The following is a 17,999-nucleotide window of genomic DNA, read 5'->3' as shown; positions in this document are numbered from 1 at the left end:
AAAAGTGCTGTATATTGAATGTCAAGTCAAATGGTGTTGTGCCTATGTTATTAGAAGAGCTGAAGGAACAAGCCTGTAAATTGTCTGTAGGCGATCGCATTGCCCTGATTAATGCTGTGGTACAATCCCTACAAGAAACTGAACCCAATTACAACTGGCAATATCTAGTCAGTCGTCCCCATCCTTGGCGAAAACAGCTTTATATTAAAGGACGTAAGCTATTAGCCTCAACGATTTGGCGAGATATGATGAGTAATCAAATGTCACCAGAAGAAGCTGCGGAAAACTGGGATTTACCCCAGTCAGCGATTAATGAGGCGATTCGTTATTGTGAAAGTAACCAGGAATTGTTAGCATTGGAAGCGGCTGAAGAACGTTATCGCTTGGAGTCGAAAGGAGTAGCAGTTGAGCCTACGAATCTTACTCGATGAAGACTCTCAAGCGAAGTATTTAGTGAATCTTTTAGAAATAGAGGGTCATGATGTACTTACTGTTAACTTGGCAGGCTTAGTTAATTCCACAGATGTAATGGTTTTAAGTTATGCTATCAATAATAAAAGAGTTTTGCTAACTCGTAACTGTGAGGACTTTCAAGAATTGCATCAAGAAAATCCAATACATTCTGGTATTTTGGCCATTTATCAAAATAGTGATTTTTCTAAGAATATGACTTATCAAATGATTGTTATGGCAATTAGGAACCTGGAAACATCTGAATATTTACTGGAAAATCAGTTCGTTGTTCTCAATCAGTGGATTTATTGAATTTATAGTCTTATTTTTCCATGTTTTCCCAAGTTTATAAACTGCGAGTCCGACAAGTCAACGAAGTTTGTGATTTTGAGCTGACTTGGGGAGAAGGACAAACTCTATCAACAGAACTGCCCTATCCGGCAAAGTTATCCCAAAGTTATCAGCGATGGCAAGAGACTTATTTGCAGTTTTATCGCCAATTGCGGGGCAAGGTGGTTAAGCGGGGACAGGTGTCTAAACCGTCGGAAGATTGGCGTTCTTTGTTGGTGCAAGCGGAGGCGGAATTACTGGATCAATTTCATTATTGGTTACTGTCTCCGGAGTTAGTCGCGATTCGCCGACAGTTGGCAACAACGGCGGTGAAGAGTTCTCAACCTCTGATGGTATGTTTGACTTGTACGCCTTTAGATTTGGCGAGGTTGCCTTGGGAAACTTGGGAAATTGGTACGGATCTAGGGGCGGCAAATTCTATTTGTTTGGTGCGAACTCCGGGAAATATTGCCCATGAACCGGTTTATCCTCGGCGGAGAAAGGCGAGGGTGTTGGCGATTTTAGGGGATGATACGGGATTGGAGTTTGAAGGCGATCGCACGGCGGTTACTTCTCTGTCTCGATTGGCGACGGTGGAGTTTGTGGGATGGACGGGAAAAGAGGATCTCCAGCAACTTAAACATGATATTTGTCAGGCGATCGCCGATCCCCGTGGATGGGATGTTCTCTTTTTTGCTGGACATAGTAACGAAACGGCGTTAACTGGGGGAGAATTGGCGATCGCCCCAGGGGTTTCCCTCTCCATCCATGACATCAGCGAATCCCTACATCTGGCAAAAACCAGGGGCTTACAATTTGCCATTTTCAACTCCTGTAGTGGCTTGGCGATCGCCCAATCCCTGATCAACCTGGGCTTAAATCAAGTCGCCGTCATGCGCGAACCCATTCACAACCGCGTCGCCCAAGAATTCCTAATCCAATTTATCAAACGCCTCACCCAATTTGACACCGTTTATCAAGCCCTATTCCAAGCCTGTCACTATCTCAAACAACAGGAAAAACGCCTCACCTATCCCAGCGCCTACCTGGTTCCCTCCCTCTTCACCCACCCAGAAGCAGAACTCTTTCACATTCAACCCTTTGGCTGGCGAGAACATCTGAAACAATGGATACCCAACCGTTGGGAAACCGCTACCTTAGCCACCCTCACTACCCTCAGTTGTCTCTTTCCCCTGCAAACTTGGCTCCTGAATCAGCGCGTGGGGATACAAGCTCGCTATCGCCACATCACCCAACAAATAGAAACGACTCCTACCCCATCCGTGGTGATGCTGCAAATCGACAATGAATCGATCGCCAAAGCCGGAATTTCTAGCCCAGTTCCCATGAATCGCACCTATCTCGCCCAACTCATTGGGCGACTAACGGAACTTAATGTTAACGTTATCGGTATAGATTATCTCCTCGATCGCCCCCATCAAAACCTAGGCAACGGCAGCAGCGATACCATCCTTACCGACACCCTACAAACCGCCGTTGAAAATCAGCAAACCTGGTTTATCTTCGTCAGCAAACGCGATCCGCGCCAAGGCTGGATCGGTGTTCTCCCCGAAATAGCCGATCCCAATTGGAGTTTACAGGGACGGATCAATATCTTTAAACAGGGATACATGCAATTGCATATTCCCCAAACTCCTGCAATTCCCTTACCCTTTTCCTATCTTCTCGCCCTGTCTCATTCTTTCACGACTCACGGCGATCGCAACCCACCCCAACCCGATCTCAACAGTACCCAAGACTTCGAGCAACAAATTCTATCCTATATTTCCCAATATCCCAATCCTCTCCCCCCAACTGCCCAGACTTCCCCCATTACCGCGTTTTCCTATCCCCTCCAACAAATGTGGTTGCATCCGATTATTGATTACTCCCTTCCCCCTTCCCAAGTCTATTCCTGTCTTACCGCTTGGCAGCTTTTAGAACAATCCAACTATGGAGAAAATCGGGACGATCATTATTGTCAACCTCCCCCCAACCCGGAAACTCTCGCTAATTCCGTCGTTATTATTGCCCCAGGGGGTTATGATGAAGCCGGAATTACCCCCGGTGGTGATAATCTTAGCCCTCCTCCGGCAGCCTTTGAATATTGGACTCAACAGAATTTGCTCACAGGGGGAGAAGTCCATGGGTATATGCTGCATCATCTGCTCAAGGGTAGGCTAGTCGTTCCCCTTCCCGATTTGTGGATCGCTCTAGTTGCAGCTTTGTTGGCAAAAGGACTAACGTTAATGGTGGGGTTGACTCGCTCTTCTGTTCGTGGGATAGCGATCGCTCTCTCCATCGGAACAATAGTGTACGGCTTACTGTCACTACAAGCCTATATTTCCATGGCTATCCTCTTACCCTGGTTTTTTCCTACAATCATGGTATGGGGGTTTGTCTTCTCACAAACCATCCACAACCGAGAATAAGGAAGACTCGTAATGGCTAAAACGGTGCAATATGCTCGCATGGGTTTACTGAGCTTAATTGGGGCTGGACTCATGGTAACCCATGCCATGTCCAGCTTTGCCCAAACTCCAGAGATTACAGAAAAACTGCGTAACCTGATTGAATTGAAACCTCCAGCCGATGAAGGAGAAGGAGGATCGCGGGGAGCTGCCAGTAGTGGAGTTGAGTTAATTTGTGCTATTTCACCGACTCGCGATACGGATCTCGATACCTTGACTTGGTTAGAACCCGAAGTGATTTGGAGCGATCGCCCCCTATTTCTTTGGCAGCCCAAAATCGACGATCTCGTGATTCAATCCATTCAAGTTTTACGAGACGATACCGAAGAAATCATCTGGGAATCTCCTGTTGCGGCAACTCAAAACTTTATCATTTATCCCCCCGATGCTCCCCCCCTACAACCCGGAGTTGCCTATATTTGGCAACTGGTAACAGATCGTCCCTACATGCAAGCCACCTTTCAAATTTTAGACGGCGCAGAACGTTCATCGATTAATAGCCAAATGCAAGCCATTTCTAGCCAACTGACGGGTGAAAGTGCAACGCCTGCTGATATTGCCCTCAATCAAGCCCTTTACCTGGGAGAACAAGAGCTTGTATCCGATATGCTCAAATATATTTACGCTGTTGATCAGCCCTCAGAATCCGTTCAAAGTCTTCAAAATCAGATTGTCACTCAATTTTGCCCCTCAGACTCTTAGGAACATCACCGTTTCAAGAACTATAGTTGATTGGAATAGCAGTGAGACATAATAAAAGGATCGTAAATATACTCCTTTCCTTTCCAACCCACATCTAACAACAGATAATGATCTCGTTCCTTATCCAAAATGATTTCCGAAAAAACATCTTTTTCTTGACGAGAAGTATTATAGTGGTGTAATTCTTCCAATACAGCAGTTTTCGCTGTTATGTGGGACATCTTGATCCCCCTAAATCCCCCTTAAAAAGGGGGACTTTCCTATTCCCCCCTTTTTAAGGGGGGCAAGGGGGGATCTTTTCCTACTGTCCACCTATACAGCGCAAAGCGCTATATTTGAATGACTGCACTGCGTAAATGTTCTAAGGTAGCCATTGTTGAATTACCTCCTCCTCTGGATTGTAAATGATTAAATTATATGATGTCCGGTTAAATAGATGTCATTGCGACCGTTCATGTCCACGAAGTGGAAAGGGAAGCAATCGCCAAGATTACCGAGATGGTTGGGATTGCTTCATTCCACTGCGTTCCATTCGCAATGACATCGAGATTGCTTCATTCCACTGCGTTCCATCGCAATGACATCGAGATTGCTTCATTCCACTGGCGTGACCTTCGCAATGACAAATCATAGCTGATTATTCGGATTTGATATTACATTCTCGATGAGCCAGAATAGACCAAACCTCGTGCCATATCTAAGGTGACAAACTCGCCATCGCGAATCACCTGTGTTGCTCGCTGAACGCCCACAATCACGGGAATACCTAAGCGCAAGCCAATAATCGCTGCATGGGAGGTGGTACTATCCATTTCCACAATAATGCCCCCCGCTTTGCGAATGGCTTCAATAAAATCAGCTCCAGTTTCTGGGGCAACTAAGATATCACCGGGATGAAAATGGGTTGCTTCTAACCCATTGTGGGCAATTCTGGCTCGACCACTGACTAAACCTTGGCCAATGCCCGTGCCTTTTCCTAAGACAGCCGTAACAATTTGGACTTTAATTAAATCCGTTGAACCGGCGACTCCGGTTAATGTCCCTGCCGTCATCACCACTAAATCGCCCTCCTGAAGTAAATGCTGCTCTTGGGCGGCATTAATAGCCGCTTCAAAGGTCTGATTCATGGAGGGTAAATCTAGCACTAAGAGGGTTTGAACTCCCCAAACTAACTGCAAGCGCCGTGCCACAGACACTTGAGGCGTAATGGCTAAAATGGGAGCGATGGGGCGAAACTTAGATACATTGCGGGCTGTTGATCCAGTTTTCGTCAGGGTCATGATGGCGGCGGCATTGAGCTGTTCGGAAATGCGGCTTACCCCTTGGGAAATGGCGCTAGGAATGGATTGCCGACCATTGGTATCGGCGTTGCGGGTATGGGGTTCCTGTTCGATCCGTTGGGCAATACGGGCCATGGTGGCTACTGCTTCTACGGGGAATTTACCGACGGCAGTTTCATTGGAGAGCATTACCGCATCGGTTCCATCGAGGATGGCGTTGGCAACATCGGAAATTTCGGCACGGGTGGCGCGGGGGGAACTGACCATGCTATCGAGCATTTGGGTGGCGGTAATGACGGGAATACCGAGACGGTTGGCGGTGGAGATCAGACGTTTTTGCAACATGGGTACGTCTTCGGCGGGGACTTCTACCCCCAGATCGCCACGAGCGACCATTGCGCCATCAGATAGGCTCAGAATTGCGTCCATTTGTTCGATCGCCTCATGTTTTTCGATTTTGACGATCACCGGCACTTGTTTGCCCGCATTGGAGATAATTTCCTTAATCTCCAGAACATCCTGGGGGTTGCGGACAAAGGAGAGTGCTATCCAGTCTACCCCTTGATCTAAACCAAAGGCTAGATCCACCCGGTCTTTATCGGTTAAGGCTTTAACGGAGAGATAGACCCCCGGAAAATTAACCCCTTTGTTGTTGGAGAGGGTTCCGGGAACGATCACCCGACAGTGGAGTTGATGGGTATTTTGATCGATCTCTTCCACTTTCATTTCGACTCGACCATCATCGAGGAGAATGGTTGAGCCAACGGGGACTTCTTCTGCGAGGCGATCGTAGCTGACAAAACTAATTTCTTGTGTTCCCAACATGCGATCGCTCGTCAGCGTGAAGCGATCGCCCTTTTTCAGCACCACCGATCCCTGCTCGAATTTCCCCAACCGAATTTTCGGCCCCTGTAAATCCTGTAAAATACCCACCGGCTGATTCAGCTCAAACGACACTTGGCGAATGAGGCGGATATTGCGCTGATGATCCTCATGGCTGCCGTGGGAAAAATTCAGTCTCAGCGTCGTTGCTCCGGCTAGGATTAGCTCACGAAGCACGTCTGCACTGCTGGTAGCTGGGCCGATAGTAGCAACAATCTTGGTTCGACGGGGAGAATAGGGCGATCGCATGGAGTCTTTATCAACGATGAAGTCGTTGTTCATTGTACCGAGCAACCTAGGCCAATGGATCATTTCAGTCTAACAATTCCTTTTCCCCTTCGCCTACCGTTAGAGTTCATCCCTTCAATTTATAAAAGTAACTTATTTTACACTACATGCTCTGAATTAAGGATTTTTACTTTCAATTCAGTTAGCTCCCAATTCCTAACATTTTCAGTTTCACCAATCATTTGTTTGAGTAAAACCTCTTTATCTGTTGTTGAAACTTTTTCTTCACCAAAGTAACGGATTAATTGTTCATCGTCAATTATAAATTCTTCTTCAAGTTTAGCCTTAGCTTTAACTCTGTATTCCATATTTTGATCATCCTCCTATTTTAATTCGTAATAATGACTTCTGACTCAAAAGATGATTGGGCTAAATCTTGACGTAAACCTTGTCCAATGTAGAATCTTAACAGAGCCTCTAAAGACATATCCCGATTATGAGCAATGATTTTAAGAGACTCTAGTGTATCTTTAGGGATTGAAATGGATACATTTTCTGACGGGCGAGGTTTAATACTAAGGTTGATTAATTCATTCGGCTTGTTCATATTGTTTTTTCTCTATGCGAGTAGCTGGACGTGCAGAAATAATTCGAGTACGTTCCTTTCGTTCTATATAGCAGGCCTAAATGAGTTATGTAACGATTGCCCCTCATCCCCCTACCCCCTTCTCCCACAGGAGAAGGGGGAAAGTCCCTCTCCCGTGGGAGAGGGATATAGGGAGAGGGCATTTCCAATTGCACAATTCATTTAGACTAGCTATATAAACAACGAACAATACACGATAAGCTAGAGAATAACCGAGAATAAATTCTCTTTGTTCACTATTTACCGTTGCATCTCCTGTTTGATAAAAGGGATCGAAAAATGCTTCTGCTGCTTCTTCAAATGTTACGCCATGTTTCTCAAAATTGACTTGAGCTTTATTGGCATCCCATTCAAATTCTACACCTTGTAAGCGATAAACGACATTCATAGAGTATATTTTAAGCAAAAGTGTTGATCGCCCTCTTTCGTCCCAGGGTGACAAAAGAGGGTTACAGCTTACAACCCCTAAATTTCGTCCCAACCGGTTACCCCGGAAGACATCACATAACTGGTGACTCCCGCTTCAAAGAAATTCGCCTTCGTATGGCCTTCTTTCTTCGTATCCGAAAAACGCTCTAGATGAGCATAGGGACTCTTCTTATATTTATCATCCGGATACATCGGCGGCAAACCGATCGCCCCTAAGCGAATATTAGCCAAGTATTTGGTATACTGCTCCGTACTCCCCTCCGTAATTCCCAGGATTTGATTGCCAATAATATGGTTAGTCCACTGACATTCATGGCGCACGGCATGATCGAACATTTCATAAATTTGATCCACCGAATGGGGAAACACCGTCATTGCCTCCGGCAGAATTTTTTGATAGAGCCGGACATGGGATAATTCATCTCGATTAATCAACTTGAAAATATCCGCACTGCCTGGCATCAACATCCGCGAAGCTAGATTATAGAAAAAACAGAATCCATTGTAAAAATACAGCCCTTCTAAAATATAGTCGGCTACCAAAGAAACAAAATATTTTTCTGGGGTCGGATCGTCAATATACTGTTGATAAAGTCCCGCCACAAATGTACAGCGCTCCTTTAAAACCTTATCGGTGCGCCAGAAGTCATATACTTCATTCCGTCTTTCTGAAGGAATAATCGTCTCAATCATATATTGATACGATTGATTGTGCATTCCCTCTTGGGCAATTTGTTCCGCCATGCAGAGACTAATTTCTGGCGCGGTAACCGTGCTTTTTAAGTGGGGAATATTGCAGGTTTGAACGGAATCTAAAAAGGTTAAATAGGATAAAATTCCATCAAACGCTTTTCGCTCTTCTGGGGTTAAATTCCAATAATCCACCACATCTTGAGTAATGTCCAATTTTTCGGGAATCCAGAAGTTCTCACGCATCATTTTATAGAGACTGACTGCCCAAGGATAGCGGACATCATTGAGTTGCATGAGATTGGTGGTTTCCCCAAACCAAATGGTTCGATGCTCGGTGTCGTCATTTCCCCCAGGGTTAAAGATGGGGTTCATTGTCATTTTTTGCCGATCGATGAAGTGTGTATGATTCATGATTTTTGTAGTCCAACTTTAGATTCAATGACAAAAAAATGGAAGCAGATTATAATCTACTTCCATTTCCTAATTTTGGCAAATGTGGGTTTAATTGGCGCAAGAACTACAGTCGGTTAACCCTTCCTTAAAGTCGTCCCGTTGAACGGTGCGGACATAGTATACGGCTTTACATTGTTGTTGCCAAGCCATGACTAAAGTTTCAAAAATGTCTTTAGCTTTGAGGGTACGTTCGGGTTCATCCTGAAAATAGACACCTGCGTTCAAATTAAAGAGCAATTCCATGGAAATGCCGGTATCAATCCACTGTTGAATGGTGGAGACAGCAGCGACGACTTTTTTCTGTTCTAAGTGTTTGTTTTCTTGGTAGTACCAGAGAGCGTCGGTGATAAATGGGGGGGCAATGGGTACGCTGCCTTTTGCCCATTTATCGTAGAAGAAACGGCTGTAGGTGGGCAGAATGCTGGCGGTGCAACCTTGGACGAGGGAGGAGGAGGTGTTGGGGGCGATCGCCGTAATATGACTATTACGAATACCATATTTCTGGATATCTTGTGACAATTGCTCCCAGCGCTCTGGCTCCTGGGAATGTTCCCGAAACCACTCCACCGGTTTGGCTCCAATCAAATGCCCTTTACTCCACTGACTGCCGGCAAAGTATTTATAAGCACCGCGCTCTTTCGCCAACTCCATGGAAGCATGGGTACACCAATAACCCATTTCCTCAAATAAATGGCTTATCTGCGGCAAATCCTCATAGGAAAGTTGGTTTTTCGCCAACCAATCCGCTAATCCCATGGCTCCTACGCCAATGGTGCGATATCTATCATTATGGGTTTTACTGGCTGCGAAAGGAGGATGGGTGACTTCAATGGTATTGTCCAACATGCGGACTGCCGTTTGGCAAATGTCGGCCAATTCCTCGGCTTCTAGGTTGGCAAAATTGAGGCTATTCAAGTTACAACAATGGGCTTCTTCTCCAGGGCTGACATTGCTGAAGGATTCACAGCAGAGATTAACGCCGGGAATGTAGCCTTTATGGGAGTTGGGATTAGCACGGTTAATGGTATCTTTGAATGCCAGATAGGGCATACCCGTTTCTACCTGGGTACGCATGATCGTCTTAAACAGTTCCCTGGCATTAATCCGGTTATACAAGGTTAGAGTATGACCCACTTCGGCTTCAATTTTTTCATAGGCTTGCTCGAAGTCTTTGCCCCAGAGAGTCGGTAAGTCAATGCCTAGCTTGGTTTTGACTTCGTAGGGATCGACTAATGTCCAGTTTTCTTGGGCAATAACCCGTCTCATGAATTCATCGGCAATCACCAATTGAGGGAAAATATCATAAGCTTTGCGCCGTTGATCCCCGTTTTCGGTTTGCATTTCCAGGAATTCGAGGATATCCAAATGCCAGATATCGAGGCTGACGGTGACTGCTCCTGCGCGTCTTCCCCCTTGGTTAACGGCGATCGCCGTATCATTGAGCAATTTAATCCAGGGAACCACCCCCCCAGAAGCATTGGGTTTACCCATCACCCAAGATCCGGTTGCCCGAATGCGGCTCACATTCACCCCTACACCGCCCCCATTTTTGGAAATGCGGGCCGTATCGGTTAAAGTGGCATAAATGCTCTCTAGGTGGTCATCCATAGCGGTAATGAAGCAACTGGAGAGGGAACCCCCAGGAATGCGGAGATTGGCGAGGATCGGGGTGGCTAAGGAAATTTTCCGTTGGGCGATCGCCTCATAAAACTTTTTCGCCCACTTCAGCCGGTTTTGCGGTTCTTCCACCGACGCAAGCAGCAGCGCACAAGTCAGATAAGCTTCTTGGGGCAATTCATCTTCAAGCAAATACCGCTTCGTTAACAGAGTTGCCCCAGCATAATCATAATCCGTATCCCAATCCGGATTAATCCAACCCCCCGCAATTTCCAATTCATCCGGAGAATAGGTTAAGATCCGTTGGTCATACTCATTGGCAGCCACCTTACGGGCCACTGTTTTCGGATAGTTGCTATATTGATAGCCACGGGAAACTAAGGTATCTTTCCAAAGGCTCCACATATGCAGCCGTCCCGCCACATACCGCCAATCGGGTTCAGTCGGACTACATAGCTCTAAGCTACAATTAATCAGGTTTTCCTGAATTTCTCTAGTGGTCACCCCATTACGCAGGCGCGTCGTTAATCCTGCTTCTAAAGGAATTGGGCTGGCTTGGGTTCCCAAACACGCCCACTCCACAACAGCACGAATTTTGGTGATATCTAGGGCTGCACGAGTGCCATCTCGTTTAATCACATGAATCGGGGTTGTGTGGGGGGTATGGGCTGTTACGGAGAGCGTTGGTTGCATCATAGGGAATGGAGGTACTACGATCACATGAATGAAGTGATGAGATCTTAATGTACTCCATTTTCTACATCTAGTGAAAGTATTTGACAATTTTTTAATTTTGCGCTATACCTAGGGTGTTTATATCAAGTCGGCTTACCCCAAAATTTTCTCCTTCTCACTGAAGATATTGATCAATTTATCCCTTAAGCGAATTTAAGGGCGATCGCCAAAATACCAACGATATAACCCATTGGCTACCGTAACTCCATCCTTACCCGACTTCACCAAACCCAAACTTTCGAGCTGAAACTCCATTTCTGGAGGTAATCTTACACCTCCTTGAGCTTGAATTACCTCTTGAAACCCACACAGTAGAGTAGCATTCCCTTGAAGAATTTGACCATAGGTGTTTAAATATTTCTTGAAAATAGGATCTCCCTCAATGTTAGCATTTAAGACAGTCTTTAAAGTGGCATTGTTTTGATAAATTGTGTATAAACTCAAGCTTACTAAATAAGGGTGTCCTCCTGTAAACCGCATGAGTTCCTCAATTTCAGAATAGGTAAGTTTCACCCGATAATAGTTGGCCAACTCGTCTATCTCTAGGGTGGTAAAGTAAGGAAGTTTCATCGATTTACCAATGCGGATAGGAGCGCTTTTAATATTGAGTTCAGCATAAATATCTGTACGGGTCACTAATATAAATCGTAATTTTTTCCAAGACCTAGTTTCTGGACTTCCATATCCTGAAAATTCATGCCAAGAATGCAGTGAGCGTAAGAAATCAATCGCAATTGAATGATGATTAAATAATAGATTGAATTCGTCAATAGCGACTACTAAAGATGACTCAATTTTGTTGAGTAAATTTTCTAGGTAATGAGTTGATAACCCTTTGCATCCTAATCCATCTATAGCACAATTCCATTCAGGAGGCGATAAACTTAATCGATAATGCAACTCATAGATTAGCCATCTTAGCAAATGATCTAAATTTTGTAAAAACTCTGGGTCAACCTGTTCTAGGCTTAAAGGAATGACCGTCATATTTTCTTGTCTTGCTCGATGCAAAAGCCGAATCATCAGAGAGGTTTTACCTATTTTTCGAGGCCCCACAAGACTTAGAACTCCTCCCGGCTGAGACAAGACTTGAAAACCCAGTTGCTCTACACTGGGTCTTTTAATATACAACTTAGAGTCAAGAGAAAGGCGATCGCCAGGAAGATCTAGGAAACCACCGTCCAAATTTCCAGTGGCCAGATACTTCTTTACCACAGAAGTAAAGCTTTTTTTACTCACTTTTTCCCCCAATACGCCAGATAAGATACGCCATAGATGGGGAGCGGCCACTTGCTGAATATACTGGCAGGAATAGTTTTCCTGAGCGGCAATCTGATGATATGGGATTGCTTCCTCTCCCCAGGAACCCTGGAGAATCGCTTTCTGAATAGGACTTAGAGGTTTACCGGTCTTTCCTATCCATCGTTGTTCAATAAACTGTAAAGCTCTCTCAAGATTAGGCATGGGTGCGTATTGAGTTCACTGTACCTCAGTATAATACGCACCCATGCCTAGGAGTTATAATGTTACATCTGTTTACTCAATACTCAAATCGGATGAGCTAGTGCGCTTTACGCTTGAGTCCAGTCACTGCACCGATAGCACCTACCGCCAATAATCCGAGGACAGACGCGGGTTCCGGGGTACTAGCCACTTGTTCCTTGCTACCAATGGTCATATTATCAAAAGCAAACCAATCTCCTTGTCCAGTCGTCATGCTGAACGAAAGACCATTAATCAGTTCATCATCATTTTCCGCAATCAGTCCAAAGTAGAGAACAGAACCATCCGTACTACCAGAGCTACCTACCGTATTAGGAACTGTGACGGTTTGCTGAGTTCCATTGGCCAAATCTAGAATCAGGGACAGTTGACCGCCAAAGTCACCAATATCTACCCCATTAAACCCAAAGGCTGCCACTTCTTGACTAAAGTCAATGGAAAATGCACCTGCATCAGCTTCACCTTCCCAAAACTTTGAGCCTGACACAGCATAACGACCTGCGGCGGATGTACCAGAGGCACGTTGTTGTATATACCCATTACCTTGTAAGGTAGCAACTCCCGCTTCACCAAAATCGAGACCCACTGGCCCTCTTGTACCCGAAGAAAATCCTTCAAACGTTTCTACTCCTACTCCTACTAACCCAGAGAGAAATTCACCTTGAGCGGCTGAAGAGTTAGGCGTAGCAGATAAAGGAGTAGACCAACTATTATTTAAGTCTTCTCCGAAGAAGAGGCGATAAGCTTGAGCAGAAGGCTGAGTGGCAACGAGAGCAAAAATAGAGGTTGCAGCCGTAATCACTAAGGTTTTGGTTGTATTCATTGGTAAGGACTCCTATAACTTTTTCTGTGTTGTTTCCATAGGTCTACTATGACGAATTAACCCGCCAATGAACATATCCAAAAGTCATAGGATTGACTCCTACAGGGGTCTCAGTAAGTTTAAGGAAATTGGTTGATGGTTTCTGCAAGTCTTTATGAAGCCTTTAAAATTGAGCGATCGCTCCTTCTGTACTATTACTCACTTTTCTCTCCCAGGTGATTTGAATACATACATTGTGGTTTTTGTCAATCTATAATCTTCATGGTCTAAGGCAAGGTACTCAAGGTTAACGTCAGTTTTGCTTAAGGTGTTTAAGGCAAAACCCCGATCAAAAAAAAATACGATCGCGCACGCGCTGCACAACCGTATAGAAAAGTTCTAGGAGTTTATATTTAACATTTCTACTGAACAGAAACCTTTTAATCAGCTACTATAGCGACCTCTGATTTCTTACACCTAACTTCCTTACCCTACTGGGAAAGACCCAGCTTAGGCTTCGGTTGGTTACGCTTCAGTACCTTACCTTTTATTTATAAAGCTTTTTATTCTCTGATGCAAGTCTAAGACCTCTATTTTATTAAAACTTTATAAAATCAGACGATTTATAAAGTTTATGTGAAGGGGAGTCAGGGCAACAGCTAAGAGATCTAGGCAAGTTTATGGGGCTACCATAGAGTTACAAAAATGGTAACAGTATGCTGGAATTTATTGGGGTGAGCCAAACTAAGAGTCATAGACATTCACGTTGAGGAGAGAGACTCCAGCTATGTATCCTATTCATAAATCTGATTCAGGTGTAGCCCAAAACTGGCGACGGTGGTCAATCTTGCCTTTAGCGGTTGGGGTTATGGGGTTGGCTGTGTTTGTGGGTAGTCTTCAGCCCCCCAAACCGGTTCTCGCTCAGGAACAACAGCACCTGTTGCAAACGTTGACGGTGACGGGGAGAGGGATAGAAAGCATTCCCACCACGTTAGCGGTGGTCAATTTAGGCGTACAAATTGAGGGAAAAACGGCCCAAGAGGTACAAGCACAAGTGGCTCGACAGTCTTCAGCAGTGGTGGAATTGCTGAGATCGCGTCAAGTGGAGCAACTGGAAACGACAGGAATTCGGTTAACGCCCAATTATAGTTATAGCGATCGCACTCAACGCCTCACCGGTTACACGGCTACCAATACCGTCAGCTTCCGCATCGAGACTTCTAAAGCCGGTAGCCTCATCGATGAAGCCGTACAAGCGGGAGCCACTCGCATTGATGGCATTAGTTTTATTGCCACTGATGAAGCCATTGCCGCCGCCCAACAGGTTGCCCTCCGCCAAGCCACTGCCGATGCTCAAAAGCAAGCTGAAACGGTTCTAGATGCCCTCAATCTTAACTCTCGTGGGATTGTCAGCATTCAGATTAACCACGCCAGTGCCCCTTCTCCTATCCGGTTGGATGGGGCAAACTTTGCACGAGCAGAATCTGCCCCAACCCCAGTTATCGGAGGTGAGCAACAGGTTGAAGCCTCGGTTACCTTGCAAATTCGGTATTAGACTTCTTGTAGAAGTCAGGCAATAGGCAGTAGGCAGTAGGCAATAGGCAATAGGCAATAGGCAATAGGCAATAGGCAATAGGCAATAGGCAGTAGGCAATAGGCAATAGGCAATAGTCTAGTAAAGACTTTGGCGCTGGCTAGAGGTCAGAATTCGCTGGGCATTCCTTCTGCTTCCTCATCTCGCTTAGAGCCTAATAAGTCTAAGCGATCCACTCGAATAACGGGGCTAGAGCGTTCGGCTTGAGTCATGCGATCTTCCCACTGGTCAATTTTCAACGATCCAGTCACTCCAATCTGTTTGCCTTTGCGAACATAGTTGGCGGCAATTTCAGCCGTTTTACCCCACAATTCTAGATTAAACCAATCCGGTTGATCCGTGCGTCGCGTGCGGCGATCGACGGCTAGAGTCAGTCTACATTTGACCGCCCCTGACTCAAAATACCGAACATCGGGATCGCCACCGACGCGACCGACTAAATGTACAACGTTGAGATCCATGTTGAATTCCACCACTGGGATGATGAACAATTAATCTACTTTAGCGAATCTCAGGGGGAGATGGGGAGGATGGGGGAGATGGGGATTGCGATCCTGACTTTGGGGTAAGGTGAGGGAAATAGGGTAACTGACTGGACGGTAGCTCAAAAACATAATAGAATCCACGTCAGTTATATATTTTTACAATTCTAGATATTTGGACATATTGAAGTGGGGAGAGAAAAAGCGGTGGGCGTATTTAGTCGGTTTTCAAGAGATATGGGTATCGATCTCGGTACTGCGAATACCTTAGTTTATGTGTCGGGGAAGGGGATTGTGTTGCAGGAGCCATCTGTAGTGGCGATCGACACGGAAACCAAAGCTCCCTTAGCCGTTGGGGATGATGCGAAGAAAATGTTGGGTCGGACTCCGGGGAATGTGACCACGTTTCGCCCTCTGCGGGATGGGGTAATTGCGGATTTCGATACGGCGGAGCTGATGCTCAAGCATTTTATCGAACGGGTGCATGAAGGGAAACAGGGGTTAATCCCCCCACGGATGGTGATTGGTATTCCTTCGGGGGTAACCGGTGTGGAGCGTCGGGCGGTGATGGAAGCGGCTTCCCAGGCGGGAGCGCGGGATGTCTATTTAATTGATGAACCCGTAGCGGCGGCGATCGGAGCTGGCTTACCGGTGGCGGAACCGACGGGGAATATGATTATTGATATCGGCGGTGGAACCACAGAAGTTGCCGTTTTGAGTTTACAAGGGACGGTAATTAGTGAGTCGGTGCGTGTCGCGGGTGATGAGCTGAATGATTCGATTATTCAGTATATGAAAAAAGTCCACAATTTAACCATTGGGGAACGGACGGCTGAAGATATCAAGATTCAGATCGGTTCAGCTTATCCGACTCCAGAGATTGATGAGGGGGCGATGGATGTGCGGGGGTTGCATTTACTGTCGGGTTTGCCTAGAACCGTTAGCATTAAGGCGGGTGAGATTCGCGAGAGTATGTCTGAGCCGTTATCGATGATTATTGATGCGGTGAAGCGGACGCTAGAGCGGACTCCCCCTGAGTTAGCGGCTGATATTATCGACCGAGGGATTATGTTGGCAGGGGGTGGGGCCCTGCTTCAGGGTTTGGATACTCTGGTGAGCCATGAAACGGGAATTGTTACCCATGTGGCGGCTGATCCGTTGAGTTGTGTGGTGTTGGGTACAGGCAGGGTGTTGGAAAACTTTAAGCAGTTGGAACGAGTGTTTAGTGCGCGATCGCGCATGTAAGGTGAATGTATATACGTCAAATTCGTCGATGGTGGGAAAGAAATTGGTTAAACTTAGTGCTGATGATTGTCGGCTTAGGTTTAGCGGTTTATGTGCGGCAAACCCAAGGAACGTTGGTGTTTGAACTCTATGGCCGTTTGGTTGAACCCTTCCAAGGAAACCCACCTCAAGAACAGTTAGTGACGGCACGGATGTTGGAGTTAGAAGCGCAAGTGGAAGAACTCGAACAGCAAAATAGTCGTTTAAAGCAGCTCATTGATTATCAAGAACAGTCGAAACGTCAAGGGGTCATTGCTCCCATTATTGGCCGCAGTGCGGATCATTGGTGGAAGCAAATTACCTTGGGTAAAGGCAGTGGGGATGGGATTCAAAAGGATTATATTGTTACGGGAACGGGAGGATTGATCGGTCGTGTAATTAGTGTTACAGAAAATACTAGCCGAGTCTTGCTCTTAAGCGATCCTACCAGTCGGGTGGGGGCGACTATTCGTGTCGGCAAAGACCGCAGCTTTATGGGGATCTTACATGGTAGGGGCCAAAATAAGGCGGTGATGGAGTTTTTTGATAAGGTTCCGGAGGTTAAACCGGGATATAAGGTGTTTACTTCTCCCTATTCTCCTCGATTCCAATCGGGTTTGTTAGTGGGGGTGGTGGAGTCGGTAGATTTGAAAAAAAGTCCAGCTCCAGAGGCAATTGTTCGGTTTTCGGCTCCCATTGGCCATTTAGAGTGGGTGATGGTTTCTGAGGGTAAACCGGCGATGGATTTGGAATTGAATGAGTTGGATGAGTAGAAACGAATAGTGATACAACAGTGGTAAAACAGTTACTCGATCGCCTGACTTCTTTGAGTCGTTTGGTTAATATTTTCCTCACAGGTTCCTCTATCGTGTTGTGTGCCCTAATTATGTTTACCCGATGGCCGGGTATGGAATTGTTGGGTATTGGGGTGAATTGGCCGTTGGTGTGGGTGGTGGTATGGAGTCTAAAACGCAATGCTTGGCAAGGGGCGATCGCCGGTTTAGGCTTGGGTTTACTTCAAGATGCCCTCACTTCTCCCTATCCCCTGTTGGAAAATGGGGTCATTAATGCCTCGCCGACTCATATGTTGGGATTGGTTTTGGTTGGCTTTTTGACGGGTAGATTCAAAAAGGATCGGTATTTCCAGGAAGATTTTATTTCGGTGGCTCTGCTCACCTTTGGCATGACCCTGTTGGCGGAAACGCTGATTGCGCTTCAGTTGGTGTTGATTGGCGATCGCGATTTCTCTAGTATTTGGTTAGCCCATCAACAGATTGCTCTGTGTTCTGCTATTCTCAGTAGCCTGTGGGCCCCAGTCATCTATGTGCCCATGAATTTGTTTTGGGAGCGCTTTGCCCCGAAAAACTAAGAGAGCATAGATTCAGATTGACAGTCCTTGGTAAAGTAAGGATTATTTCCGATGAGCGGAAGAGAGT

18 protein-coding genes are annotated in these 17,999 nt (G+C 45.9%); 8 read left to right on the top strand and 10 right to left on the bottom strand.

Going from position 1 to position 17,999, the window contains the following annotated elements; all coding sequences use genetic code 11:
- Window positions 1-44 precede the first annotated feature (44 nt).
- Genes PMG25_RS16715 through PMG25_RS16700 form a run of 4 tightly spaced genes read left to right on the top strand, consistent with a single transcriptional unit; the run spans window position 45 to window position 3,956 of the window.
- A complete protein-coding gene (locus PMG25_RS16715; RefSeq protein ID WP_283768035.1) occupies window positions 45-431 on the top strand; it encodes a hypothetical protein in 387 nt (128 codons plus the stop codon).
- Window positions 406-765, top strand: a complete 360-nt coding sequence (locus tag PMG25_RS16710) for a DUF5615 family PIN-like protein (protein WP_283768034.1) — start codon at window positions 406-408, stop codon at window positions 763-765. The genes PMG25_RS16715 and PMG25_RS16710 overlap by 26 nt, the downstream gene beginning before the upstream one ends.
- Before the next feature lie 20 nt (window positions 766-785).
- Window positions 786-3,215, top strand: coding sequence for a CHASE2 domain-containing protein (locus PMG25_RS16705; protein ID WP_283768033.1), 2,430 nt, complete (start codon window positions 786-788; stop codon window positions 3,213-3,215).
- Window positions 3,216-3,227: 12 nt separating this feature from the next.
- The gene (locus tag PMG25_RS16700; protein ID WP_283768032.1) at window positions 3,228-3,956 is read left to right on the top strand and encodes a hypothetical protein; all 729 of its coding nucleotides are present in this window, start codon (window positions 3,228-3,230) and stop codon (window positions 3,954-3,956) included.
- A gap of 20 nt (window positions 3,957-3,976) precedes the next feature.
- Here PMG25_RS16700 and PMG25_RS16695 read toward each other — a convergent pair whose 3' ends face one another.
- The 9 genes from PMG25_RS16695 to PMG25_RS16655 form a co-directional block, all read right to left on the bottom strand.
- Window positions 3,977-4,177 (bottom strand): element excision factor XisI family protein, encoded by a 201-nt coding sequence (locus PMG25_RS16695; protein ID WP_283768031.1) that lies wholly within the window; start codon window positions 4,175-4,177, stop codon window positions 3,977-3,979.
- Window positions 4,178-4,609: 432 nt separating this feature from the next.
- Window positions 4,610-6,367, bottom strand: a complete 1,758-nt coding sequence (gene pyk, locus PMG25_RS16690) for a pyruvate kinase (RefSeq protein WP_347178864.1) — start codon at window positions 6,365-6,367, stop codon at window positions 4,610-4,612.
- A 137-nt stretch (window positions 6,368-6,504) separates the two neighbouring features.
- Complete coding sequence (locus PMG25_RS16685; RefSeq protein WP_283768029.1) at window positions 6,505-6,714, bottom strand: hypothetical protein; 210 nt, start codon at window positions 6,712-6,714, stop codon at window positions 6,505-6,507.
- Window positions 6,715-6,734: 20 nt separating this feature from the next.
- The gene (locus PMG25_RS16680; RefSeq protein ID WP_283768028.1) at window positions 6,735-6,953 is read right to left on the bottom strand and encodes a hypothetical protein; all 219 of its coding nucleotides are present in this window, start codon (window positions 6,951-6,953) and stop codon (window positions 6,735-6,737) included.
- Window positions 6,954-7,056: 103 nt separating this feature from the next.
- Complete coding sequence (locus PMG25_RS16675; protein WP_283768027.1) at window positions 7,057-7,380, bottom strand: BrnT family toxin; 324 nt, start codon at window positions 7,378-7,380, stop codon at window positions 7,057-7,059.
- A 77-nt stretch (window positions 7,381-7,457) separates the two neighbouring features.
- Entirely contained in the window at window positions 7,458-8,492 is a 1,035-nt protein-coding gene (locus PMG25_RS16670) for a ribonucleotide-diphosphate reductase subunit beta (RefSeq protein WP_347178863.1), read from the bottom strand.
- A gap of 123 nt (window positions 8,493-8,615) precedes the next feature.
- The gene (locus tag PMG25_RS16665) at window positions 8,616-10,880 is read right to left on the bottom strand and encodes a ribonucleoside-diphosphate reductase subunit alpha (protein WP_283768025.1); all 2,265 of its coding nucleotides are present in this window, start codon (window positions 10,878-10,880) and stop codon (window positions 8,616-8,618) included.
- A 192-nt stretch (window positions 10,881-11,072) separates the two neighbouring features.
- Window positions 11,073-12,383 carry an AAA-like domain-containing protein gene (locus PMG25_RS16660; RefSeq protein WP_283768024.1) on the bottom strand — a complete coding sequence of 437 codons (1,311 nt, stop codon included), beginning with the start codon at window positions 12,381-12,383 and terminating at the stop codon, window positions 11,073-11,075.
- Between the two features lie 97 nt (window positions 12,384-12,480).
- Complete coding sequence (locus PMG25_RS16655; RefSeq protein ID WP_283768023.1) at window positions 12,481-13,245, bottom strand: PEP-CTERM sorting domain-containing protein; 765 nt, start codon at window positions 13,243-13,245, stop codon at window positions 12,481-12,483.
- A 766-nt stretch (window positions 13,246-14,011) separates the two neighbouring features.
- Between PMG25_RS16655 and PMG25_RS16650 the strand changes: the two genes are divergently transcribed.
- Window positions 14,012-14,779 (top strand): SIMPL domain-containing protein, encoded by a 768-nt coding sequence (locus PMG25_RS16650; protein WP_283768022.1) that lies wholly within the window; start codon window positions 14,012-14,014, stop codon window positions 14,777-14,779.
- Between the two features lie 146 nt (window positions 14,780-14,925).
- Here the strand turns inward: PMG25_RS16650 and PMG25_RS16645 are convergent, their stop codons facing one another.
- Entirely contained in the window at window positions 14,926-15,279 is a 354-nt protein-coding gene (locus tag PMG25_RS16645; RefSeq protein ID WP_283768021.1) for a single-stranded DNA-binding protein, read from the bottom strand.
- A 228-nt stretch (window positions 15,280-15,507) separates the two neighbouring features.
- Here PMG25_RS16645 and PMG25_RS16640 point away from each other — a divergent pair, with 228 nt between their 5' ends.
- The 3 genes from PMG25_RS16640 to mreD are packed head-to-tail and all read left to right on the top strand — an operon-like array spanning window position 15,508 to window position 17,932.
- Window positions 15,508-16,545 (top strand): rod shape-determining protein, encoded by a 1,038-nt coding sequence (locus PMG25_RS16640; RefSeq protein ID WP_347178861.1) that lies wholly within the window; start codon window positions 15,508-15,510, stop codon window positions 16,543-16,545.
- Between the two features lie 5 nt (window positions 16,546-16,550).
- Entirely contained in the window at window positions 16,551-17,336 is a 786-nt protein-coding gene (gene mreC, locus PMG25_RS16635) for a rod shape-determining protein MreC (protein ID WP_283768019.1), read from the top strand.
- Between the two features lie 20 nt (window positions 17,337-17,356).
- A complete protein-coding gene (gene mreD / locus PMG25_RS16630; protein WP_283768018.1) occupies window positions 17,357-17,932 on the top strand; it encodes a rod shape-determining protein MreD in 576 nt (191 codons plus the stop codon).
- Window positions 17,933-17,999 lie beyond the last annotated feature (67 nt).

Origin of the sequence: Roseofilum capinflatum BLCC-M114 (genome assembly GCF_030068505.1) — a bacterium.
Taxonomy (GTDB): domain Bacteria; phylum Cyanobacteriota; class Cyanobacteriia; order Cyanobacteriales; family Desertifilaceae; genus Roseofilum; species Roseofilum capinflatum.
This window is presented reverse-complemented; position numbering and strand designations above follow the sequence as displayed.